This is a genomic window from Alicyclobacillus fodiniaquatilis (genome assembly GCF_042678105.1).
In the GTDB taxonomy this organism is placed as follows: Bacteria; Bacillota; Bacilli; order Alicyclobacillales; family Alicyclobacillaceae; genus Alicyclobacillus; species Alicyclobacillus fodiniaquatilis.
On record NZ_JBHUCX010000062.1, the window covers coordinates 18993 to 42807 of the forward strand.

General features: G+C 46.2%; 15 protein-coding genes and 4 pseudogenes. 7 read left to right on the forward strand and 12 right to left on the reverse strand.

Features of this window, described 5'->3' with window-relative positions:
• Window positions 1-5 precede the first annotated feature (5 nt).
• From ACFSB2_RS17200 to ACFSB2_RS17215, 4 genes and pseudogenes are all read right to left on the reverse strand, one after another.
• Window positions 6-8282, reverse strand: coding sequence for a non-ribosomal peptide synthetase (locus ACFSB2_RS17200; RefSeq protein WP_377944341.1), 8277 nt, complete (start codon window positions 8280-8282; stop codon window positions 6-8).
• Window positions 8283-8961: 679 nt separating this feature from the next.
• Window positions 8962-9129: pseudogene (locus tag ACFSB2_RS17205) on the reverse strand (LuxR C-terminal-related transcriptional regulator); the annotation flags it as partial.
• A 118-nt stretch (window positions 9130-9247) separates the two neighbouring features.
• The gene (locus ACFSB2_RS17210) at window positions 9248-9979 is read right to left on the reverse strand and encodes a 4'-phosphopantetheinyl transferase family protein (protein ID WP_377944342.1); all 732 of its coding nucleotides are present in this window, start codon (window positions 9977-9979) and stop codon (window positions 9248-9250) included.
• A complete protein-coding gene (locus ACFSB2_RS17215; RefSeq protein WP_377944343.1) occupies window positions 9972-10721 on the reverse strand; it encodes a thioesterase II family protein in 750 nt (249 codons plus the stop codon). The genes ACFSB2_RS17210 and ACFSB2_RS17215 overlap by 8 nt, the downstream gene beginning before the upstream one ends.
• 399 nt (window positions 10722-11120) lie before the next feature.
• Here ACFSB2_RS17215 and ACFSB2_RS17220 point away from each other — a divergent pair, with 399 nt between their 5' ends.
• Window positions 11121-11648: a recombinase family protein gene (locus ACFSB2_RS17220; RefSeq protein WP_465252490.1), complete on the forward strand. Its 528-nt coding sequence runs from the start codon at window positions 11121-11123 to the stop codon at window positions 11646-11648.
• A 321-nt stretch (window positions 11649-11969) separates the two neighbouring features.
• Window positions 11970-12215, forward strand: a pseudogene (locus ACFSB2_RS17225) (hypothetical protein); the annotation flags it as partial.
• Between the two features lie 38 nt (window positions 12216-12253).
• Here the strand turns inward: ACFSB2_RS17225 and ACFSB2_RS17230 are convergent.
• The 4 genes from ACFSB2_RS17230 to ACFSB2_RS17245 all read right to left on the reverse strand — a co-directional run bounded on the left by ACFSB2_RS17230 (window position 12254) and on the right by ACFSB2_RS17245 (window position 15101).
• Window positions 12254-13030, reverse strand: a complete 777-nt coding sequence (locus ACFSB2_RS17230) for a DODA-type extradiol aromatic ring-opening family dioxygenase (RefSeq protein ID WP_377944345.1) — start codon at window positions 13028-13030, stop codon at window positions 12254-12256.
• 65 nt (window positions 13031-13095) lie between these two features.
• Entirely contained in the window at window positions 13096-13962 is an 867-nt protein-coding gene (locus tag ACFSB2_RS17235; RefSeq protein ID WP_377944346.1) for an SDR family oxidoreductase, read from the reverse strand.
• Between the two features lie 58 nt (window positions 13963-14020).
• A complete protein-coding gene (locus tag ACFSB2_RS17240; RefSeq protein ID WP_377944347.1) occupies window positions 14021-14452 on the reverse strand; it encodes an RrF2 family transcriptional regulator in 432 nt (143 codons plus the stop codon).
• Between the two features lie 205 nt (window positions 14453-14657).
• Entirely contained in the window at window positions 14658-15101 is a 444-nt protein-coding gene (locus ACFSB2_RS17245) for an OsmC family protein (RefSeq protein WP_377944348.1), read from the reverse strand.
• Window positions 15102-15397: 296 nt separating this feature from the next.
• Between ACFSB2_RS17245 and ACFSB2_RS17250 the strand changes: the two are divergent.
• The 3 genes and pseudogenes from ACFSB2_RS17250 (at window position 15398) to ACFSB2_RS17260 (ending at window position 16945) form a co-directional block, all read left to right on the forward strand.
• Window positions 15398-15855: pseudogene (locus tag ACFSB2_RS17250) on the forward strand (SDR family NAD(P)-dependent oxidoreductase).
• Complete coding sequence (locus ACFSB2_RS17255; RefSeq protein ID WP_377944349.1) at window positions 15852-16118, forward strand: SDR family oxidoreductase; 267 nt, start codon at window positions 15852-15854, stop codon at window positions 16116-16118. The pseudogene ACFSB2_RS17250 and the gene ACFSB2_RS17255 overlap by 4 nt, the downstream one beginning before the upstream one ends.
• 110 nt (window positions 16119-16228) lie before the next feature.
• Window positions 16229-16945 (forward strand): SDR family oxidoreductase, encoded by a 717-nt coding sequence (locus ACFSB2_RS17260; protein ID WP_377944350.1) that lies wholly within the window; start codon window positions 16229-16231, stop codon window positions 16943-16945.
• A 74-nt stretch (window positions 16946-17019) separates the two neighbouring features.
• Here the strand turns inward: ACFSB2_RS17260 and ACFSB2_RS17265 are convergent, their stop codons facing one another.
• Window positions 17020-18147: an L-dopachrome tautomerase-related protein gene (locus tag ACFSB2_RS17265; protein WP_377944355.1), complete on the reverse strand. Its 1128-nt coding sequence runs from the start codon at window positions 18145-18147 to the stop codon at window positions 17020-17022.
• 344 nt (window positions 18148-18491) lie between these two features.
• Here ACFSB2_RS17265 and ACFSB2_RS17270 point away from each other — a divergent pair.
• Window positions 18492-19637: pseudogene (locus ACFSB2_RS17270) on the forward strand (zinc-dependent alcohol dehydrogenase).
• A gap of 357 nt (window positions 19638-19994) precedes the next feature.
• Here ACFSB2_RS17270 and ACFSB2_RS17275 read toward each other — a convergent pair.
• Both ACFSB2_RS17275 and ACFSB2_RS17280 read right to left on the reverse strand, forming a co-directional pair.
• Window positions 19995-20192: a hypothetical protein gene (locus ACFSB2_RS17275; protein WP_377944351.1), complete on the reverse strand. Its 198-nt coding sequence runs from the start codon at window positions 20190-20192 to the stop codon at window positions 19995-19997.
• A 229-nt stretch (window positions 20193-20421) separates the two neighbouring features.
• Window positions 20422-21057: a hypothetical protein gene (locus ACFSB2_RS17280; protein WP_377944352.1), complete on the reverse strand. Its 636-nt coding sequence runs from the start codon at window positions 21055-21057 to the stop codon at window positions 20422-20424.
• Between the two features lie 323 nt (window positions 21058-21380).
• On the opposite strand from ACFSB2_RS17280, the gene ACFSB2_RS17285 reads away from it, so the two are divergent.
• Window positions 21381-22586 (forward strand): IS110 family RNA-guided transposase, encoded by a 1206-nt coding sequence (locus tag ACFSB2_RS17285; protein WP_377944353.1) that lies wholly within the window; start codon window positions 21381-21383, stop codon window positions 22584-22586.
• A 246-nt stretch (window positions 22587-22832) separates the two neighbouring features.
• On the opposite strand, the gene ACFSB2_RS17290 is transcribed toward ACFSB2_RS17285, so the two are convergent.
• Entirely contained in the window at window positions 22833-23546 is a 714-nt protein-coding gene (locus tag ACFSB2_RS17290) for a hypothetical protein (RefSeq protein ID WP_377944354.1), read from the reverse strand.
• Window positions 23547-23815 lie beyond the last annotated feature (269 nt).

Here is a 23815-nt window from a genome sequence, read left to right on the forward strand (position 1 = left end):
CCTATCTAAACATCCATATCTATCAGATTCTGGATGGCCTGATCGAAATCTAAATCCCCATTTTCAAATCGATCAAAAATGTCAGTGATTTGCTCTTCGGCGTTGCTCTTCTCACTTGGGGGGGGCTCTGTCAACTTCTGCGCCAGCAATGCAATCGTTGGATAGGCAAACAAATCGACCAGCTTCAATTCACCAAAAAATTGACTTGTGATTTGGTCATACAATCGTAACAACAAAAGTGAGTTACCACCGATTGCGAAAAAGTTTTCGTCAATCCCCACCGATTGGATCTGCAGAACACTCTTCCAAATCTCCAACAGTGCTGTCTCGACATCATTTCGCGGCGGGACCTGCTCGATTCTGTTGTCCATGGGCTTCGGCTCCGGCAAGCTCTTGCGATCGACTTTTCCGTTGCTCGTAACTGGTATCTGATCCAGCCGGACAAATAAAGAGGGAATCATGTACTCAGGCAGTTTGCTCGCTAAGTATTGTCGGAGTTCGACAGACGTCAAGCTTGCATCAGCCACGACATAAGAACAAAGATATTTCATACCACTCGGGCCTTCTATCGCAATGACCAACGCCTCTTTTATCGCTGCATGGCGCATGAGATGGTATTCGATCTCACCTAAATCGATCCGATATCCGCGAATTTTTACCTGATTATCCAGACGACCTAGAAACTCCATGTTGCCGTCGGGAAGCCATTTCGCCATGTCGCCCGTCATGTACATCAATTCGCTTGGACTAGCAAATGGATTAGGAATAAAACGTTGATTCGTCAACTCTGGTGTGTTGACGTACCCCGATGACAAACACTGACCTCCGATGTACAAGTCACCCGGTACTCCAATGGGACAAGGCACCATATTCTCATCCAAAATGTAGTATCTCGCATTCTGGATCGGTTTGCCATACGGAATGCTCGTCCAAGCCGGGTCCACGTGATCAATTGAAAAGTAATTCGACCATATGGTCGCTTCGGTCGCGCCGCCGAGGGAGATCACCTGAGACCCGGCAAATGTTTTAGTGAGCTGGTCCGGTAGTTGAACCGGAATCCAGTCACCACTCAAAAATACCAATCGCAATGGATTCGGTAGGTCGGCTGGTCTCGATTTCCAGTATTGTGGGAAGAAGTGAGCGACCTGCTGCATCGCGGCGGGTGCAGAATCCCAGAACGTAATCCTCTCTTGGTCAATTATTTCTAGTAATCTTTTAGGATTGCGTACTTCTGAGCTGGACGCTATACGAATTGTTCCACCTGCAGCTAACAAGCCGAACATATCATAGACGGAAAGGTCAAAACACAAGGAAGTGATAAATAACACCTTGTCCGTACTGTTCACGGAAAACGTTTTATTTCCCCACTCGATCAGGTTGATGACCGGCTTGTGCTTGACCATAACGCCCTTTGGAGTTCCGGTCGAGCCTGAAGTAAAAATTATATAAGCCAGCGCCTCCGAAGTGATTCCGGTAGACAAGTTGTCAGCAGGTAAAACTGTGAGCTCCGCATGCGTCCAAATCGTACAGCGAAAAGAGTGACCCTCGAACCGTGGTTCAAAGTTGGGCTCGCCCAAGAGGATTACATCTTTCAGAGAAGGCACTTTTTCCACCAGTCGTTCACTCGTCGGGCACTGTTTCGAATCAATAATTACACATGGGACATGCAGGCTGCTAAGGATCGTTTGCACTCGTTCATCCGGCCAACTGGGGTCCAACGGTACATAGGCTCCTCCGGATTTCAGGACGGCGAGTGTGGCGACCACTACGTGAACTGAACGGTCCATCATCACGGCTACAAATTGGCCTTTTGCTATACCTAGTTTCCGCAAGAGAACGGCTAATTGATTGGAACGTTTATTTAATTCCAGATAGGTCAACCGAGTCGTTCCGTCGTCCACCGCAATCTGATCGGCTAGTTGGTCGACTTGTTCTTCAAAAAGTTGATGGATCAATTTGGTGCTCGAATAAGGTGTGTTTGTATTGTTGAAGTCCTGGATTAGTTGCTGTCGCTCGTCACTCGTTATCATCGTGATGTCACGAATCAGCGCCTCTGGATTGTAGATTATCGTTCTGAGGATCTCCAAGTAATGTCTGCACATCGACTCCATCGTGTGGCGTTTATATAATGCGGTCGAGTATTCGAGTAAGAACCGGAGTTCGTTCTCCTTCTCTTCTGCAAACAGCGTAAGATCAAATTTTGAAAACGGGTAGTCATACTGATGCGGTCGTATAGACAGTTCGTTGGTTTGAAGGTCCGGGATGCCCATGTTATTCATTGAAAACATCACATTAAAAATCGGATTTCTCCCGACATCTCGCTGCACATTCAGTTTCTCGACCAATTCTTCAAACTGATACTCTTGATGCACAAACGCCTGCAACATTATTTCTTTGATTTCGATCAAGAATTCACGGAATGTCTTTGTCGTACTTGGTTTTGCGCGAATCGCAAGCGTGTTGACAAACATTCCGATGATATTCTCCGTATCGGGGTGTGTCCGTCCGGCAATTGGCGATCCCACCACAATATCTTCCTGACGACTGTACTTAGCGATCATCACGAAAAACGCCGCCATAAGCGCCATATACAGGGTTGTTCCCGTTTCCGAAGTCATTCGCTTCAGACCATGAAGCAATTCCTGCTCTCCGGTGAAGACCAGCGTTTGACCAGCTGATTGTTGAACAGACTGTCTAGGATAATCGGTCGGCAGTTGCAGAACCGGAATTTCATCTGTAAATTTCTCCATCCAAAACTTCTCGTGTTCGGCCATTGGTTGCGAGTTCATCATTCCAAGTTGCCAAACTGAGAAGTCTTTGTACTGAACTCGTTGTTCGGGAAGCTCTCGTCCCATATACAACTCTATCAGTTCCCGAATTAAGATTCCCACGGATACCCCGTCCGAGATGACATGATGCATGTCCAGCAACAAGACATGTTCATCCTCCGCCAATACTAGCATCTCAACGCGGAGTAACGGTTTCTGTGTCAGATCGAATGAACGGATAAATTGCTGAATCGCGTCTTCCACCTGCTCATTGCTCACCGACGAATAGGTGATCGGAATGTCCACATGCAGATGGACCCTTTGCATCGGCTGTCCGTTCACCATGGCGAAGCAGGTTCTCAATGCCTCGTGGCGATTGACCAGAGATTGCAGACAGTGGGCAAACCGCTCCCTATGGAGTACGCCGTCGATTTTCATCGCGATGGGAATGTTGTACAAAAGTTTATTGGAAGCGATTTGGTCAAGAATAAACAGGCGTTTCTGGGGCGATGAAACCGGATAGTATTCCTGTTCTTCCACTATCTCGATAGGAGCAAAAGGACTGTTCTCAGTGTCAGCAATCAAATTGGCTATCTCTCGAACAGTGTCCCGTTCGAAGATATCCTTGATTGAAACTTCGACTTTAAATGTCTTAAGCAGCTTCGCCGCCAGGGTGGTCACCTTCAGAGAGTGCCCCCCTAATGCGAAGAAAGAATCGGTCACTCCAAACTCATGAACACCCAACACTTCGCGCCAAATATCGAAAATTCTTCTCTCTAGATCGTTTTGCGGCAACACCAGGTCCACAGAGGGGGGTATCTTTGGATTAGGTTTCGGTAATGAGCGATTGTCGACTTTCCCATTATTGGTCAACGGAATATGTGACAACTGTACATAGTATAGGGGAATCATGTACTCCGGAAGTTTTTCGGACAGATAACTACGCAATTCTGCAGCACTGATCGGACCGTCAGCTACAAAGTATGCACACAAATCCTTATGCCCTGTATCTGATTCATGCACGAGTACAACCGTTTCCTGAACCGATTGATGAGCTGTCAGGATGTGTTCAATCTCTGGTATCTCAATACGAAAACCTCGGATTTTTACCTGTGTATCGATTCGACCGACGAATTCAATGTTTCCATCTGTCAACCATTTGGCGAGATCGCCCGTTCTGTACAGACGTTCTCCCGGCATAAATGGATTCGCCACGAATTGTTTCTCTGTCAATTCCTGATTGTTGACATAGCCTCTGGCTACACCGTCTCCCCCGAGCCAAAGCTCACCCACGACGCCGATCGGCTCAAGTTTTCCAGTGATCGAATTCACAACAAATGCTGTTGAATTTGCAATCGGTTTTCCAATTGGAATCTTCCTGTCATAGTCCTTTTTAATCGTGAATGAAGTTGAGATTGTCGTATTCTCCGTCGGACCATACGCGTTTATAAGGGTAATCTTCGGGCAAGCTTCACGCACGCGCTTCACGTGCCTGGGCGAGGCCACGTCTCCGCCAATGATCAGCGTGTGCAGCAAGCGGAACATGTTCGGATTTTCTTGGGATAGTTGGTTGAACAAGGGTGTTGTGATCAATGCGTGCGTGATTTGATTCGTTTCCAACACGCGCGCCATTCCTGAGGCATCAAGAAGGGTTTCCTTTTCTATCAAATAAAGACGTGTGCCATTTAACAAACTGCCCCAGATTTCAAACGTGCAAGCGTCAAAAACAAAAGTTCCCGTCATCAGTACACGATCTTCTGGTTGCAAATCGACGTAGTTGGTGCTCTTCACCAATCGTATAATGCTTCGCTGTTCGACCATGACGCCTTTTGGCAGTCCTGTGGAACCGGATGTGTACATGATGTACGCCAAGTTTTGTGGACTTCCGCACATGTCGAGATTGTGTTCACTCTCGCTAGAATTTGTGACCTCTTGAACGTCGATGACTTGCCCTGCAAACTTAATTTCTTTGATCCATTCTGAAGTTGTCAACAAAACGCGCGCGTCACTATTTTGGAACATATATTCTATACGTTCAGAAGGATAGTCCGGGTCGATTGGGAGGTAAGCGCCGCCGGATTTTACAACCGCCACAACCGCCACAATCATGTCGATCGATTTCTCTAGCATGATACCGACTACACAGTCTGACTTGACCCCGTTGGTTCGCAACATTCTGGCCAAGCGATTGGCTTTTTCATTTAGCTCCCGATAGGTGACTTGTTGTTCTCCGTGGACGATCGCTACTTGATCAGGAGCGGCCCTTACTTGTTCTTCAAACAACTGCGCGATCAACTGTTCCTCCGGATAGTCACTTTTTGTATTATTGAATTCGTTGAAAATCCGATGTTTAACCGCAATGGAAACCATGTCAATCTCGCCGATCAATACATCCGGATTTTGGGTCGTTTCTCTCAGAATCTGCATTAAATGATCGGCCATCCGTTGCACTGTTTCTTCTGTGAACAGCGCGGTCGCATACTCTAGTTCAAACGTTAGCTTTTCATCTTGCAAATAGGCATAGAGCACCAGGTCGAAGCGTGCTACGCGCTTGTCAAATGGATAGGGTTCACAACTTAATAATTCGGTGCGAACTGTCAAGCTACTCATATTTTGCATGGTAAACATCACATTAAACATTGGGTGGTGGCTTCGGTCTCGCACAAGTTGGAGACTCTCTACCAATTCTTCAAACGGATAGTCTTGATGTTTGTATGCCTGGAAAGAGGTGTCCTTAACTTCCATTAGAAACTCACGGTAACTTTTTCGGAAGCTCGGATGATTGCGAATGGCCAACGTGTTTACAAACATCCCCACGACGGACTCCACATCTGGGTGTGTGCGACCGGCAATCGGCAAACCCACAACAATCTCCTCTTGTCGACTGTATCTGGCAAGCAGGACTGCAAAAGCAGCCATCAGGACCATATGCGGCGTCGTTCCAGTCTCATCCATCAATCGCTTCAAGCCATACCAGAGGTCAGAATCCGCGGCAAAATCCAGCGTGGCGCCTTCAAAATGTTGAACGGACGGTCTGGGATAGTCCGTCGGCAACTCCAACGTTGGCACTGCCCTCGGATACTGTTGCAACCAGTATTCACGATGTTCCTGCATCGCCTGCGATTGTGCCATGTGGTGTTGCCAGACAGCATACTCTTTGTACTGTACTCGCAGTTCAGGCAGCGAATGGCCTTGATACAAATCAATCCATTCCCGAATGAGCAGTGCCACGGAGATACCATCAGAAACGATATGATGCATGTCGATGAGCATGTAGTGTTCATCCGTTGCAACTTCTATAAATTCTACGCGCAATAACGGTGATTGTGATAAATCAAAAGGACGGATGAATTGCTGAATGAGCTCATTGAGTCCGTCTTCAGAATGGACGGTTCGACACGCGATCGAGACACTCGATCGCTTCTGAATTTTCTGCTTAAGTTCCCCTTCCACCATCTGAAAGTTAGTCCGCAAAGCTTCATGGCGATCCACGAGCAATTGCCAGGCCCTCTTCGCGTTCGCTCGATTCAACACCCCTTCTACCCTCAACACTTGGGGCACGTTGTAATAAATTTGGTTCTGCCCCAATTGGTGATGCAAGAAGAACATTCGCTTTTGGGAAGAAGAAGTCGGATACCATTCCCTGTCATCTACTGTTGGTATCGGCTCGTAAAGGTCAGTATTTGCAGAGCGTAGAAATAGAGACAACTCTTCGATGGTCGGATGTGAGAGAATGTCTTGAACCGCGAGATTCACGCCAAACTCTTTGCGGAGTCTCATCGTGATCGATGCAGCATGAAGAGAGTGTCCCCCCAACTCCATGAAGGAATCGCTCACCCCGATCTGATTCAGACCCAGAACGCCTTGCCAGATAGAAACAAGTTGCTTTTCCAATTCATTGCGGGCAGCCACATACTCTAAATCAATACGCATGACGTCTGGTGCTGGCAACCCATTGCGATCGACCTTGCCGTTGGAAGTTAAAGGAATGCTTTCGACTTGAATGAAATGAGAAGGGATCATATAAGTAGGTAAGGAGCGCTCGAGAAACTTTCTCAACTCGGTGGCATGAAGCGGCCTGTCCGATACTATGTACCCACACAAAATTTTGTTTCCCATTTGATCTTCCCGGTCGAGTACGGAGACATTCTGAATCTGCTCGTGAGTGGCTAACTGGTGCTCGATCTCACCGATTTCTATTCGATATCCTCTGATTTTGACTTGATGATCCTTGCGTCCCAGATAGACCATCGTTCCGTCCGGCAACCATTTTGCCAAGTCTCCTGAACGATACATCCGCTCACCTGGAACGAATGGGTTGTTTATAAATCGCTCATCTGTCAACTCCTGACGATTGAGATATCCTCTGGCGACTCCCGCGCCCGATACGAACAATTCTCCGGTTTCACCGATTGGAAGCACCTCAAGCGTGTCATTCATGACATACATCCGAAGCGTAGGAAGCGGCTTCCCAATGTTGCTGATGTTCATATCGATCTCTTTTTGAGTAATCTCCTTGAACGTTGCATGAACGGTAATCTCCGTGATTCCATACATATTGATGAGTTTCGTTTCAGGATACTTCTCCTTAAACTTACTCAACATCACGGGTTTTAATGCTTCACCGCCAAAGACAACATATCGCAAAGACAGCTGATTGTCCGGCACCGTGCTCTCTACGTTCATCAGATTATAAAAAGAGCCCGGCGTTTGATTGAGTATGGTCACATTTTCTTGTTTTAATAACGCCAGAAATTCAACGGGGTCTTGTGCCACTCTTTTGGGAACAAGCACCAGTAAACCCCCGTATAACAAAGCACCGTACATCTCCCACACCGAGAAATCAAAGCAGAAGGAATGGAACATCGTCCATACATCATGCTCGGAAAATGAAAAAGGCATCTTGTCGTTCATCATAAGACGAACCACATTGCGGTGTTCGGTCATAACACCTTTCGGATTGCCCGTCGATCCGGAAGTATAGATCACATAGGCCAAGTGATCCGGTGTATTAACCGTTTCAAGATTACCCCCATCCGTAGCGTAACAGGAAGCATCGTCCAACCACAGGACTCCATTGGTGAATATAGGGCATTCTACATACGAATGGGACAGCAACAGCGTTGCTTGACTGTCATTCAGCATGTATTCGATGCGATCTTGCGGATAGTTGGGGTCGATCGGCAAATACGCCCCACCTGCTTTTAAAATACCTAAGATGCCAATGATCATGTCGATCGATCGCTCCACCAGAAGGGCTACGATCGACTCGGGACCTATACCTCTTTCACGTAAAATCCTTGCCAGTTGATTTGCCCGCTGATTCAGTTGCTGATATGTTACCTTTTGGTCTCCCAATTTGACCGCTACAGCTGATGGGGTCCTATCTACTTGGACTTCGAACAGTTGATGAATGGTCTGTTCCTGCGAATAGTTCGCATCCGTGTCGTTGAAACGATATAGAATCTGCTCTAATTCCACTGTTGTCATACTTTTGGGAACACAAAACTGCATACCTACCCCTCCATAAACATCTGAACTGCGCTGAGATGGTAAAAGCAACTATTATTTATATTGACGGAGTGATGTACCGAAATGTTACAAATGGGAAGAATAAAGTTCAAACTGACCGGACGGATATTGGATAAGGAACGGCACTTGACGAAACACATCTGAACTCAGCAATCACTAGAGTAATAGAAGCTTTATTCTTGACATCACAGAAGATACCTATTGTCTACGACTCCTTTTTTTCATCCCTCCAGTTGCCAAGTTATCAATGACCTGGCGATGAAGTTGTGTGAGTTTTTACATTTTCTCGGTCCATGGAGAATGCTCTATTCACGCGTCGCATAAACTGAGCGCCGTCGTCGCGAGTAGAGATCCCATCCGACGACCTGGACTTGTGAGTTACTTGCTGCCGAATATAGTGCGTATATGCCGAGAGTCGACGATAGCCTCAGCAGCTTGCCACGGGTCGAGGTATCAATTGCCGCCTGAGCAACAACATAAGAATAATGCTGCTGACTATGATATCTTTTTCACCGGTGTAACAGTCATTTCATGTCTCCCTTCAGGACTCTTTATGCCACAATTTTTTTCCGAAAGTTGTGGCATAGACCTGTGTATCCTGTGGATTTGTTCTTCCATATTGCTTTTCTGGTCTCAGGATACGTCAGGAGGAGGAGTGTTGTCAGTGTACGATGCCAAGGCGAAAAGCTAAAATTACCGCCTGTGTACGATCGTCCACGCCAAACTTTTGCAGGATCCGGTGCACATGTGTCTTCACAGTACCTTCCGAGATAAACAGCTTGCAGGCAATCTCATCGTTGCGCAGACCTATAGCCATACCTGCAAGAAGTCGCGAACCACATCTGCTCCTGCATGAGCCAATCCTTTCGCCAGCGCCTGGTCCGACACCAGTCACAACAGCAACCTTCCCTGTCAAATCAAAGTTAGCTTTATAACACCGTGTCAAATTACTTAGTCCAATATACGGAGTCAATCCACGAAATGTCTCGCGAAAATAGATCCCCCCATGAAATTTCATGTCCTTCAAATTGAATTGACAAACCATCTTCTTTGCGTACTACAACAGATGCTATGTAACCCGGAGTGGGTACAAACGTTTCCCAGACATATTCTGCGTTTTCTACTCGTTCCGGTGCGATTGGTACTGTGAAAGATAACGGAGACATTGAAAACCCTAAACCTTCCGCCTTCATTAAGGCTTCCTTCCTCGTCCACAGCCTAAAAAACTCATTTATTCTATCTACATGTGTATTCTGTTCGTTCACTGATTCGATTTCTGCTTCGGTAAAAATTTGAGGCATTATATTAAAATCGTATGCATCGGTTTGCTCAACATCCACTCCAATCTCAGGACGCTCATGAAAGGCGACAATCACCAATTGTTTTGTATTAGACAGATTAAAAAATAGTGGGGGTGAAGAAACAGGAATACATCTGTAATCAAGAAATGGTTTTCCATATACATTCTTTTGAAGCTTAATGAATTGTGGGGGTACCCCTAATCTTCTGCCAATCCACTCTTTAACAAGAAGACGCCCCGTCAAAAACTCAAGCTTCTTAAAGTTGACCTTGTATTGATTGAAAGTATTCAACTCTTGTGAATCAAGTAGATAAAGTTTTGATAGCCCGTCGTTTAATTGGTCTTCATCAGGTAATACAACCCATATAACTTTAATCATTTGATTCTACAAGTGATAAACCTGTATTCCGGAGTATAGTCTTGAGACGCATTGCGACTTTTTCGGCCTGTCCGAGTAAAAACATATGCCCGCCCGGGATTTCCATAAATTCAACATTATCTGACCATTTTGACCAGCTCTGAAGTTTCAAAGGTGAACACCGAATGTCTTCAGTACCACTTAAAACAAAAAAAGGTACGCGGATACGTGTGGTCGATGGCTGAACATGCCGTTCTAACGCCTGGAAGTCTGCACGAAAAATTGGGAGGTACATATCAATAAGTTCTTTATGTTCCATAAATTCCTCCGGAATACCACCTAGTGACATAATGTACTCCAACAGTTTTGTATCATTTTTGTCAGTCAAATTTTCAAGGACTATATCAGGAGGTGGACTTGCTGAAACTATAACTGCTTGAGGCAGGTGCCCATTATCTTGTAGTTCTTGTGCCATGCGGTGGACAATTCTTCCCCCGAGGCTATGACCAAACAATACAAATGGACCATCCATAAATTCTTTCAATTCTCGTAGATACAAACTCACAAGCTGTTCTAAATCATTCATTAGTGGCAATCGGTTTCCCCCATGGCCTGGTGGGTCAACAGTAATCACCCTCCAATCAGTGTTCATATATGACGATAGAGGGCGAAATGCTGCGGAATAACCCCCAGCATGAGGTAAACAAATCAAATTGTTTTGGGCTAAAATTTTTGGGTTTAGTATTTTGATCCATGATTTCAATGATCCCACCTCAAATTCATATGCATTTTAATTTTAACCTTGTGGAAGTATATCATAGGTTGGTTTTGGAGCAGAAAATCTGATTTAACTCTTCTAGAGTCACTTTTCGAACTAAGCCAAGTTGGTGTACAGCCGATATACGCTCCAAACCAGGAATTATCTGGACGAAATATCCAAATCCCACACAACGCAATGAATCCCCCTTATGATTTGTCTATCTCAAAAACGTTCGTTTTTGAGACAGAGACATTAGCCTCATCGAGATCCTTACAGAATAAGCAAGAAGAAATTAAACAACTCATCTCGAAAACAAAATTACATAAGCAGATATTTTAATGACTTTTGAAACGGATTTCAACGGAAACAATACGTTGAGGAAGAGTGATTGGTTATGCCCGTGTGTCGACTCAAGACCAACACCTTGAGCTGCAGAAGGACGCCTTGAGTGAAGCTGGCTGCAAACGTTTATACGAGGATATGGCCAGTGGAGCAAAAGCATCCCGCCCTGGTCTGGATGAAGCACTTCAATACTTGAGGGAAGGCGACACCCTTGTAGTCTGGAAGTTAGACAGATTGGGACGTTCACTCAAACACCTAATCGAGGTAGTGACGGAACTGAGCGAACGCGGTATTGGATTCCGGAGTTTGCAGGAAAACATCGACACCACCACACCAGGGGGAAAACTCTTTTTTCACGTTTTCGGAGCGTTGGCCGAATTCGAGCGTGAGATCATTCGCGAACGAACCAATGCCGGTTTGAGCGCTGCAAGAGCTCGTGGTGGCAAAGGTGGCCGCCCCAAGGTGATGGATGAGAAAAAGATTGAACGAGCGAAAAAACTGCTGGCCGATCACAGCATCCCGATAGATGAAGTATGTGCGATGTTGAATGTGTCGCGGCCAACGTTGTATAGATACGTGAATGGGTAAAGCAAACAAATGGATGAACGGGGACTTTTTTATACATATTTATGAATAAACACAAGAATTTTGGTTGGAGCTCTTGTTGAACTATCGCACCCTATAGTTCAATAGCATTCGGTGCTAGACTCAGATTTTTGTAATCAGTCTCATAGATACCTAGTACTACAAATGCCCCGTTTAAACTCAACCAAGTATCAAGGATTTGTTGAACGTTGAGAAACATGATGAAGCATCTCTGCGAGGAGAGAACAGAAGACCGTTGCTCCGATCCAGATATTATATCCAGCAAATTGCATAATGATTGTTCAGAAAAACCTGCCAGTAAGGCGCGCGGATGCGTATTCCTGTCGGTCAAACATGCCGAGGATTCGAACACGGAACGTTGGGTGGCGTATTGATTACTTTATCGTTTCCTCCAGACTGCGACCCTTCACCGTTGAGGCCCGCATAGATTTTTATACTATTGGGAGCGATCACTGCCCCGATACCTTGAAATGGCCGATTTTTAATACTCGTTTTCATCCGTCCAGAAATGAGGGCCCACGACAACAACTCGTGAGGACCTCATTTTAGGGGAATGGTTGTAAGCGTGATATTTGACCCTAAGTGGCTTACCCAAATTGCCAAACACTGTGGCTGAGATTCCCGTACCGATAACTTCGGTGCAACAATGCGGCCCGTCGAACATCATCGGCAGCACCCATTGCGTAGAATATTGGGACAAAGTGCTCATTGCCATGAGGGGGTACTGCAAAGTTGACATTCGGTGCTAGTACCTCATATTGATACAATGAATCTAAATCCCAGTCCTTAAGGTGCTTCTCCAACCATTGGTCGAATTGAAGGGCCTTGTCGTCAACGACGCTTTGCTGGAACTGTATCTCACGTAGATTGTGAACAGTTCCCCCACTCCCGATAACCAAGATGTCTTGTTCTCGTAAACTCGTTAACGCCTGTCCAATTTCGTACTGCTCTTTGGGGGATAGTCGTGGATTTACGGACATTGAGATGACCGGAATATCTGCATTCGGATAGAGTAGACGCAAGACAATCCAAGCACCGTGATCGAGTCCACGCTCTGTTTCCACACGCAATGGAATTCCATTTCCGGCAAACAGGGTCTCTACTTCATGAGCGATATGTTGATCTCCCTTGGCAGGGTATCGAATTTGGTAAAGTTCATCGGGAAATCCGCCAAAATCATAAATCGTGTCATATTCTTGCACTTCGCTTACTTTTTGTACCCTTGTCACCCAATGTGCAGAAAACAACACGATGGCTTTCGGGCGTGGCATGCTTTGACCCAATTGACTTAGGAACTGCGTGTATTCATTGTTTTCAATCGCCAACAACGGTGCTCCGTGTGCTATAAACAGCGATGGAATCACATTCATAACCCCTTCCAAAACTGACCCGGTGTATGACCGAGGCCTGTTTGCGCGGAACCCAATTGTTATCTCGGAATATCAGCAACAAGTTGACCGAGTGCCTGGCTAACTGGTGTTGATGGGCGACCGAGCAGCTTTTCAAAATCGTTGCTTTCGATGGCCAATGTTCCCTCTCGAATGCTCTTTTGGATGTCAACCACCAAAGGGATCAGGAAATCTGGTACGCCAACCCCTTTCATAATTTTCGCGTAAGTCGCGTCATCTACCTGTTGCACCTGAACTTCTTTGCCTATAACCTTGCCAACGGCGGTTGCCAGTTCTTCCTGCGTCAAAAGAATACCTGAAAGTTCGTAGATGGAATTCTCATGTCCATTCTCAGATAGTACCCTAGCGGCAGCCTCTGCGTAATCCTGTTGTGATGCCCATCCAACCTTGCCGTTTCCTGCCGATGTCACCCAAGGAGCTCCTGCTAGGACAGCTTGAATGGTCGGTACTTCATTCTCCAAGTACCAGTTGTTGCGCAAGAAAGAATATGGAATACCTGTTTTCAAAACTGCCTCCTCTGTGGCCTGATGCGTGGGAGCAAATAGGTTGTTACTATCCATTGCGTTCACGATACTGGTATACGCGATAAATTTAACGCCAGCGCGTTCAGCCGCAGCCACCGCATTCTTATGCTGTGAAGTTCGTGTTTCGTTGTCGCCATCTGTAGATATGATTAATAAGCGGTCGATACCCGCAAAGGCGGAGGGCAAGGTTTCTGGACGGTCAAAATCCCCGTGACGAACGTCTACTCCCTGCGCCAGCAATCCTTCTGCCTTCTCTGGATTGCGAACACTCGCAGCTACTTGGCTTGCTGGCACAGACTTCAATAAGGTCTCTACCACTTTCGATCCTAATTTACCTGTTGCACCTGTAACTAACATTTTCATGGAGATACCCCCCAAAGTTTTAATAAAACCAAACCAATTTCAGTTAAAGGTAAAAAAATTACTCTGCAAGACTGCCTGCCGCAATTGCTCCTTTTGCAACGTCAGCAATGGTGTATTGTTGGAGCGTGTTAAGGATTGCTTGCTGGGCCTGAATGGAAATCGCTTCGAACACGGTGGGCATTCCAGAACCCACTGGACACATGGGATTCGGTTCCGCCGGACTGGGCGCCAACGCCCGGCCCATCTCCATAGATTGGTACACGTCCGACAACAAAATATCTTCGGGCAATTTTGTCAGTCGATATCCGCCATCACGCCCTTCTCGTGTTTCAATCAATCCCACTTCAACAAGGCGCTTCAAGACACGACGAAGGAAAACCGCGTGAGTGTTCACGCTGGATGCGATGAAACTGCTTGAGTAACCGTCTTTATTTTGGGATAGCAAAGCCAAAGCATGCACAGACATTGAAAACCAGCCACTCGCTGCCACTTCATGTTCCCCTCCAATCAAACTTTACTATAACTGATTTGATTTCAGTTTGTCAAACGATCGCCGAAGAAAAAAATGCTTTCATGAACATCTATCTGCGTCAGAAAAGGCGACCATGAGGAACCTTCATTCGGATAAGATTGTTTAACTCAAGCAACCCTGTAGACAGTAGAAACAGTTTTAGAGTGGCAACTCCTATGGGTCTTCACGCTTTCTCCCAGGTGCTATCGATCTCCACATTCGCAGCAGCAATGAGGGTATACACCGGGCACCGCCGTTCGACCTCGGCACGCAGCTCATCAATTCTGTCGGTACTTTCAGGAGTATCCAGTACCACACGTATCTCAACTTTTTGAAAGTAAGGTTTCACAGCAGGGTCGCCACCGAGCCCTCGACGATCAATTACTCCCGAGATATCAAATTTGACCGCATGAATTTGCATTCCCTTTTCTTTGGAAATTGCCTGGGAGATGACATTTTCACAACCTGCTAAAGCTCCTAGTAAAGTTTGCAATGGATTCGGGCCGCTGTCTTTACCGCCTGATTGCCCGGGTTCATCAACGTTAAACGTATGTTTTCCTGCGGATACTTCAGTCGTCAGGCCTGTTGACGTCGCTCGTACATGAGCTTTCACTAGTTGGTCTTCCATCAGGTTCAATCCCCCTATAGAGTTCGTACGTACGTGGAGTTAAGAGTATGCGCTACTCAATACCCTGGTATTACAGGGAACAGGGTACCAGTATTGTGTAAAATCGTGGAAGACGGTATCACAGCCTGACAATTTGGTATGTCCGCCATGAAAATAGTAAAGTTTTTAGCATAATTCATCTTGTGGGGTAAAAAGCCCACGAAGGAAAATGGGGGTAGAGTGCGATGGAATTGGCACTCAAGGACAAGATAGTTGTTGTTACCGGTGCAAGCGCCGGTATTGGTCTAGCCATAACGATGGGTTTTCTCCAAGAAGGCGCTACGGTCGTTGGGGCCAGCCGACACCAGGAGGAATTGCAAAGACTGGATGAAGCTCACGCTGTCATCCCTGTGGTTGCAGATTTTAGCACACCGCATGGTCCGGAAGTCGTGATTAAGCGGGCGATTGAAGAGTTTGGTCGCGTAGATGTATTGGTGAACAACGTCGGCATCGCGCCCGCCCGCGAAGGATTTCTCACGTTTCTGATACCGACTGGAAAATTGTTCTGGAAACCAACCTCATGAGTATGGTACGCACGTGTCGCGCTGTGATACCACACATGGTCCAGCAGAAACGCGGCGTCATCATTAACGTATCGTCGGAAAGCGGCAGACAGCCGGATACTTTCTTGGTGAACTATAGCGTGTCTAAAGCCGCTATGCTAAGCCTTTCGAAGGCTTTAGCCAATGAATTTGGTCCATATGCATACGGGTGAACACGGTATCTCCTGGACCTACAAGAACTCCATTGTGGGAGAAACCAGGCGGGTTTGCCGAGGAACTAGCACGTCAGTTCGAAATGGATAAGGAGCAGGCCATTTCGCATTTCGCGAAAAATGTGCGCCAGCTTCCCCTGGAACGAATTGGGGACCCTAAGGCAGTTGCATCAGTGGTGCTGTTCCTGGCATCGGACCAGGCGTCCTATGTCACTGGGGCAGAATACACAGTCAACGGGGGGGGGGCATTGAAGGGTGTTTGATGAAGATCCGCATGAGGCTGGGCGAAATAGGCTCATCCTACATTTGTATGTGGGGTACCGGTAATAATTTATCGCCACAGGAAATTACATTGGACGAGGAGGTCTCTCTTATGTCATTGAAGGGAAAACACGTGGTTGTTGTCGGTGGCACTTCCGGAATTGGACTAGCTACAGCAAAGGCATTCCTGGACGAAGAAGCAGAGGTCGTCATTGCCAGCCGTTCGACGGCAAAACTGACGAGCGCAAAGCAAGTTCTTGGTCACAACATACAGGCTTTCGAACTTGACTTTCGCAGCGAAGAAAGCGCAGCGGAGTTCTTTAAGCAAACTGGCCAAATTGACCACTTGGTGATTACGGCAGGAGAAGGCGTGATGGGCCACTTTCGTGATCTGGACGTTACAGACGCGAAAACCGCCTTTGACAGCAAGTTCTGGGGGCAGTACATCACGGCGCGCGCGGTCGTTCCCTATTTGACTAACACGGGTTCGATCACGCTGACTTCCGGCGTCTATGGTGTACGCCCGCCGAAAGGGGCCTCCACCCTCGCCTCCATTAACTCGGCCGTGGACGGATTGGTAAGAGGATTGGCCGTTGACCTCGCTCCTGTCCGAGTGAATGTGGTATCCCCCGGAATCGTGGACACGCCAATCTACGCTGGCATGCCAAGCGATCAAAGACAACAGATGTTTTCAGGCATCGCTGGGCAGTTGCCTGTTGGTAAAGTCGCGAAGCCTGAAGACATCGCACGGGCGTACATCTACTTAGCGAAGAGCGAGTTCACGACGGGAACGGTCGTGCTTATCGACGGCGGGGCTCACCTTGTATAAATCGTAATCAAGGCTGAAAGGACCACCTAGCCATTGTTGGGTGGTCCTCTCACATGACGGGAAGAAGCGACTTCTTAGCGGGCGTACAGATACGACTTTACCCCTGGACCCACAAACTCTTTCCAGATGATGAGATTGTATGGGTAGCTCCAGTCAATGGTTTGTGGGCTGTTAAACATTTGGTGCAGTCTGTTGTTATTAAAGATAATGGACCCCTTCTGATCGAATGCGACACCGTCTACCCATAACATTCGGTCGTCGGAAACAAACTTGTGGAATTGATGGGTCTTCGGCGTGTAGACCCCAATTCCTTTTCCCTCCAACATGGTGTAAAACAGATTTCCTCGGTTGTCTGCGTGCATCCCATCCGTAGTTGTGCCTTTGCTGCCAACAGCTCTTACAGCGTGGCTGATTTCCTTCAACGGCGTATCGAAGTTTCTAAGCAGAAAGGTGTCAATCGCATACAAATTACGCCCTGTCACCGGACAATAGTACAATGTTGATCGATCCGCAGACAACGCGATACCATCAGCCCCTATTCTGATGGGCTTGTGGCGGAATACAGTTTGGTTATCGATGTCGAAATTAAACCCTGGGAAGTTCTGTGTGCTAAAATGTTTGTCCAGAACACGGCGGAATTTCTTTGTTTTCATGTTATATACAATGATTCCTCCGTCCAAAGGATGGTCTGGCCAACCATTTCCGGAGTCTGTGATGTAGACAAAGCCGTGCTGGTTATCTACAACCAAGTCATTAAGAAAAGAAGTTCGATATGGCGCAATTTCGTTGGGGATCGTAATTGTTTCAAGCAACTGGTTTGTATTCAAATCCCAGATAATCAATTTTTGAGAACCATCCGGAGACGGTGAATAAGCGATTTTTCCCTGATCGAGAATCCACATCCGGTTTCGCTCGTCGATTTCGTACCCAAGGACAGATTGGAGAACTGTAACCTTCCCAGGCCTGTTCCAATCCCAGCTAGGAAATGCCTCCAATAAAGGCTTTCCATTCTTGATCACAATACGGTTCATAGTAGCAGGAATGCCGTCTGCCCAACGTGGGACAGACACATAGGTGTTTCCTTGTTGATCCACCTTTATTCCGGCTGGCATTGCATGTTTCCATTTTTGGCCAGTTTCAAAAGCCTGCTTCATATTCGGGTCCGGAAAATTCCAGTCCAAGTGATTCCAATGGTATAGCATCTTATACTGCCCAACTTCGTGGTGGTTTCCCTGGACGATGGTCTGTGCAATCACATTGCAAGGGATAACAGTAAATGTGCATACCCCGGCAAGAAATGTCGCCAACAGGATGCAGAAGCGATGTCTCACTGTGTCTGACCTCCTATCCATTTCAATCAATCGCGTACTACAACTGATTGATAAGGTACCCTGCATTTTTGGGGATAATTCTTCGGATTCTGATACCGCGCTAATGTAAAATCGATTGGCCTTTGTACGCTAAGTATATTTCTACCCAATGCTAACCAAATTAATTGTGTGTTCAGCTAGGTACGGACATCGTGATGTCATTAGGGGGTTAACAAATGAAGGCCGTTACATTTCAGGGTGCAATGAACATGCAAGTACAAGAAATTCCGGATCCATCGCTTCAGCAGAAGGACGACATTATTGTCCGAATAACCTCGACAGCTATTTGCGGATCTGATCTACATATTTACTTAGGGGCTGTTCCGGCAACACCAGGATATGTGCTCGGTCATGAACCGATGGGCATAGTTGAAGAAGTAGCCCCTGATGTGACGAGGGTTAAAAAAGGGGATCGAGTCATTTTGCCGTTCAATATTTCATGTGGTCATTGTTTTTATTGCCAGCATGAGATGGAAAGCCAATGTGACAACTCCAACCCTAATCCGCAAGTCGATACGGGTGGATATTTCGGTTTTACTGAACGATACGGAAATTATCCAGGGGGACAGGCGGAACTATTGCGCGTACCATATGGCAATTTCATGCCATTCGTCGTTCCGGAGTCTTGTGAACTGGAAGATGAAAAATTACTCTTTATGTCTGATGTACTACCTACTGCTTATTGGAGCGTCGACAACTCTGGTGTTAAACAAGGAGATACAGTCGTGGTGCTTGGCTGCGGTCCGGTTGGACTGATGGCACAAAAATTTGCTTGGATGAAAGGGGCAAAACGAGTTATTGCAGTTGATGATCTCCAGTATCGGCTAGACCACGCAAAAAAAATGAACAATGTCGAAATACTTGATTTTGGCGACTATAATGACACGGGTAAACATATCAGAGAAATTACAAGTGGCGGCGCGGATGTTGTCATTGATTGTGTCGGCATGGACGGCAAAAAGACACCATTAGAGGAAGAGGAGCAAAAGGCGAAGCTGGTTGGAGGTACGTTGAGTGCGATTAATATCGCAATGAACGCGGTCAGGAAATTCGGTACGATTCAGATTACAGGCGTTTACGGGTCTAAGTACAATCAATTTATGTTCGGGAATATTTAGGAGAGAAACATAACACTTAAAATGGGGCAGGCGCCAGTCATCCATTATATGCCTATGCTGTTTAAAATGATTACAGAAGGCGAGTTCGATCCGACTGAAATCATTACGCACAGGGTTCCACTGGACAAGGCAGGTGAAATGTATAAAACGTTTAATGACCGTAAAGATAATTGCATAAAGGTTGTTTTGAAGCCAGGTAAGTAATGTTCGCCTGTAAAAACGTCCTAGGGATGCCGTTCCCCCTCCCGATTGTCTTCCCAATCTTCGGCATCCCTCTCATTTTTGGATTGTTGTATAGCTAATAAATGACATAAAAATGGCTATTGTTGCTCTTTGTTTGCGCCGCGAAGAAACGGAATTGCTATGAGAATTCCAAGCACTGCTACGAACAATCCCAACTTCAGTGGGGTTGGGAGTCCTGGACTAATTCGCCAGTGATCCCATGATGCAACTACCGGTATCATCAGGATTGCTGCAATCGCCCCCATAATTAAACCTGCCAGATTTGTGCCAAGACGCCCATTGCGTCCTTTCATCCGATCAGATGATTTCTGTCGCAGTTCACTGCTGCGCGTAAATCTGAACGGCGACAAGTGGCAGCCATATAGCCACACTTGGCGCATGAATGGTAAAAAACCGCCCCATATGCGTCGGACCTACAATCGCCAGTGTAAATCCGCTGATAAAGACCAAAAGCGTCATCAAGACCCAAAAAGGAGCCAACAACCGAAGCCAAATATTCGGCGTACCATTTTGCACAAATACAGGCTTCCCTGTATAGTGGCGGACAAACTTTGGGTATTCGGATTCTGTGGTGGAAAACACATTTGTGGAAGTTTGAGTTCTTCGGTACGCAAATCGGATTTTATAGTGGAATGAAGAATACAGAACTCACTATGACATGTCGGGATCTGTATCAAAATCCATTATATAACATATATATTCCCATTCTGGAAACAGCGATTCTTGCACATTCGCCCCAGTTTGTTTAAGAAGCATTTGAAGTGCTTACCGTCTGAAGAAACTTTTGTAGCGGAGTTCCATCGATATTAAGTCCAGTTCCATTCTGAGCATTCGTTTCGAAATACATGTGCCCACTTCTACTTATAAACAACAAGGGGAACGTTAATCCAGGGTACGATTTTAGCCTCACATCAATACCGTGTAAGTCATATCCAGAGGTTTGCATCAAATTATAAAGGCTTGATGTATCCTTGGAATTAAGGTCTTGAACAATTTGGGTAACAAGGGTCGGATCGTCCGATCTTTGTTTCTCCGAAATCAGCGTTGTAACATTATTGGCTGTAATGGTTGGGGGCGGGAGTGTTTCTCTACGATAAGTTTCTTCCCACATATCGCCAATCACGTACACAAAGTCGCTTGGACTCTCCCCGTTAATGACGCAAATGGAACTTCCATTATCCGTCCGCCCCACATGTTTCAGAAAAACATTCTGTATGGGACGTGCATTGGGTTCAGCAACGTAAGTGATCCCGTTCAGAATCAGTGTTGTTCCTGTTATTTGACCAACGGGTTCGCTCTTATATCCGTACCATCTGTACCCTATATAGACAATAAGCAACAGTAAAAACGCCGAAAAAACATATCGCCACTTGAGTTTCATCTCTCACACACCCAATCGACCGTTAAGTCACTTACGTATATCATTTTATCACGTTGGAAATATATTGAACTCTTCTGTCCGTTCGTATTATGAGGTCAGCCAGTTATTGCTGGTTGACCTCTTTCATTATAGAGGTTTTATACTCCGGTAGCCGGGTCGAACGTCTCTGCCCGTGGGTCAAGAACCCGAGCGCTAAACTGTTCACCCCCTACTTGTGGAAACATGTTTGAAGCTGGTTGGGGCATCGACCTCGTATAACAAGCGAAGCTATGAACTACAAGAAGGATAGGGGCTGCCGGCGAAATCAATGAGAGGAGTCTAACATGAATCCGGTTGTTGGTCTGGATATTGCTAAAGGCGAGAGCAAGGCTCAGGTTTTTTTAGATAAGGGAAAGCCTCACGGCAGGAGCTTCGACGTAGCTCACACAAGCGATGGACTCGCTGAATTCCTTGAGGTATTACGTTCTATCGAGGAACACAGTGGGGTTCAACCTACTGTCATATTTGAGTCGACAGGGCATTATCATTCGCCTATATCTCATTTCCTTGACGAGCAGAACTATGTGTATATCCTGGTCAACCCAATTGTGGCTCACCAGGCAAAGAAAGCCTCTAGCCTTCGCAAAGTAAAGACGGATGCTATCGACGCGTATCGGTTGTGTGAGCTGTATTACAAGGAGGAGTTTGAGCCATTTAAGAAACGTGGAATTCAGCTTCTCAATCTGCGCAGTTTAACGCGTCAACACGACTCTATCACCGGGTTGTGCATCCAAACAAAACTTCAGTTTCAAGCGATTCTAGATCAAGTGTTTCCAGAGTTCCGGGGCGTCTTCGGGGACTTGTACTCCAAAGTATCGCTAAATCTCTTGTCTGAATTCCCGACAGCTGAAGCCGTACTTGACGTGTCCGAGACAGACTTGACGAACAGGGTTGAGTTGCTGTGTCCGAGTCGTTCACGGAGCTGGGCTGTGGACAGAGCGAAGAAACTTGTTGCGGCTGCTATACGTAATCCGTTTCGACAGGCGCGTCAGCAAAGCCACCTTTTCAGTCTTCAACTCTACATTCAGATGCTTCTTCAATACAAAGAGCATCTATCCGCCGTCGAAAACGAGGTAGATGCTCTCACAGTAGAAATTGAAGAGTATCAGATTATCCAATCCATACCCGGCATAGGTGGAAAAATCGCTGCAACGATTATTTCCGAAATCGGAGAAGTGGATCGGTTTAATCACCCAAAGAAGCTTGTAGCTTTCGCTGGTGTAGACCCAAGCGTGTTCTCATCCGGTAAATTCACAGCCACCATAAATCGCATCAGCAAACGTGGTTCAAGCCGATTAAGACACAGCTTATTCGTCGCGGTTCTATGCAGTCTGCGAAAGTCCGGCAGTAAGAGATTAAAGACCTTTTACGACCGAAAGCGTGAAGAAGGAAAAGCGCACAAGGTCGCCGTTATAGCCTGCGTAAACAAGCTACTTCACTGGATTTACGTCCTGTTGAAGCGCAAAGAAACATTCCTAGATATGGATTAACTTCTAGGCAACCATAACACTATGAAAGACCTTCCATCGTCCAACGGAAGGTTATTTGGCTTGCTCAAATTCACCTTAACATACAAACAAAACAAATTTAACTGGCAATCTTGACAAACTATTAGCTGGGTTAATGACAGAACCCAGAAAATACCTGGATGTATATCTATGTGCGCACGGGAGCAAACCCTTCTTAGAGATAAGCGTCCCGTTAGTGACAGAACGAGAATTATATCTGTATCAAAATTATGTGACATTCACGAATACTGGCTGAACTCGGGTTAACTTTAAACCTAATCCGTGAGTAAGGGACTTCGCGTAAAGCAGCAGACTGTCATTTTTGAGATTGGTTAGCCTTGTATTGACGATGACTATGCCCTTACTGTCCAAGCCTTCTGCGTACAAATAGTTGTATTCATTCATATCTAATAATGCGAATGGAACACCAATAATATATAACTCGTTGTGCGATACAGGTAACGTCCATAACGGTATCCACCCAAGTTTAATCCGTACCGTCTTTATTGAATCGTCATTGATTTGCCCGCTCATTTCAGTGTACTTGTAATGTGGAGAAATTGTAGACGTCCATGTAAAGGATAGTTTCTTTTCTAGCTCAAGTCCGCTGGTGTATCCACCTCCAACTACTAGGTGCCCATCTCTCTCATCGACGCTTGATATGCCATATAAAGGTCTGTGGTTCGCTGTAAAGGTGTATATAACTCGTCTGTGGGTGTTCTCCCCTATACACTTGACTACCTTAACGTTTTCCACTTTCCAATGCTTAACCTGATAACGTCGTTCTGTGGCTTGTTCAAGCAACCGTTGTAAATGGATTTTGTCATCGCAAACTAACGGATTCACAGTTTGGGCAAATACATTAACCACTGGATATATTATCACGAGCAACGGAACAACGAGGAAATTTAATAGACGACTGACTACCATTCGCAAAAACACCTCCGCAGCTCCTCACTGGGTAGGTTCCCCTAAGTAGTTGTAAAAATTCGACAGACTGCTATTCAACTAACCTGCTCCGAGAGCGCAAGATCGGCGGTGTGAAGGCAGTGTATATTCATTCAACGTACGTAGCTCTGTCCCCGGTGCTGTTCTTGCCAAATTATCGGGTTATCCGATAATTGCTTCACCTCAGAAAGCGATGAGCACGGCGTTTGATCGCACTGATTTGGAATGTGTGCCCAGCTTCGTGCTCTACCAGATGGAAAACC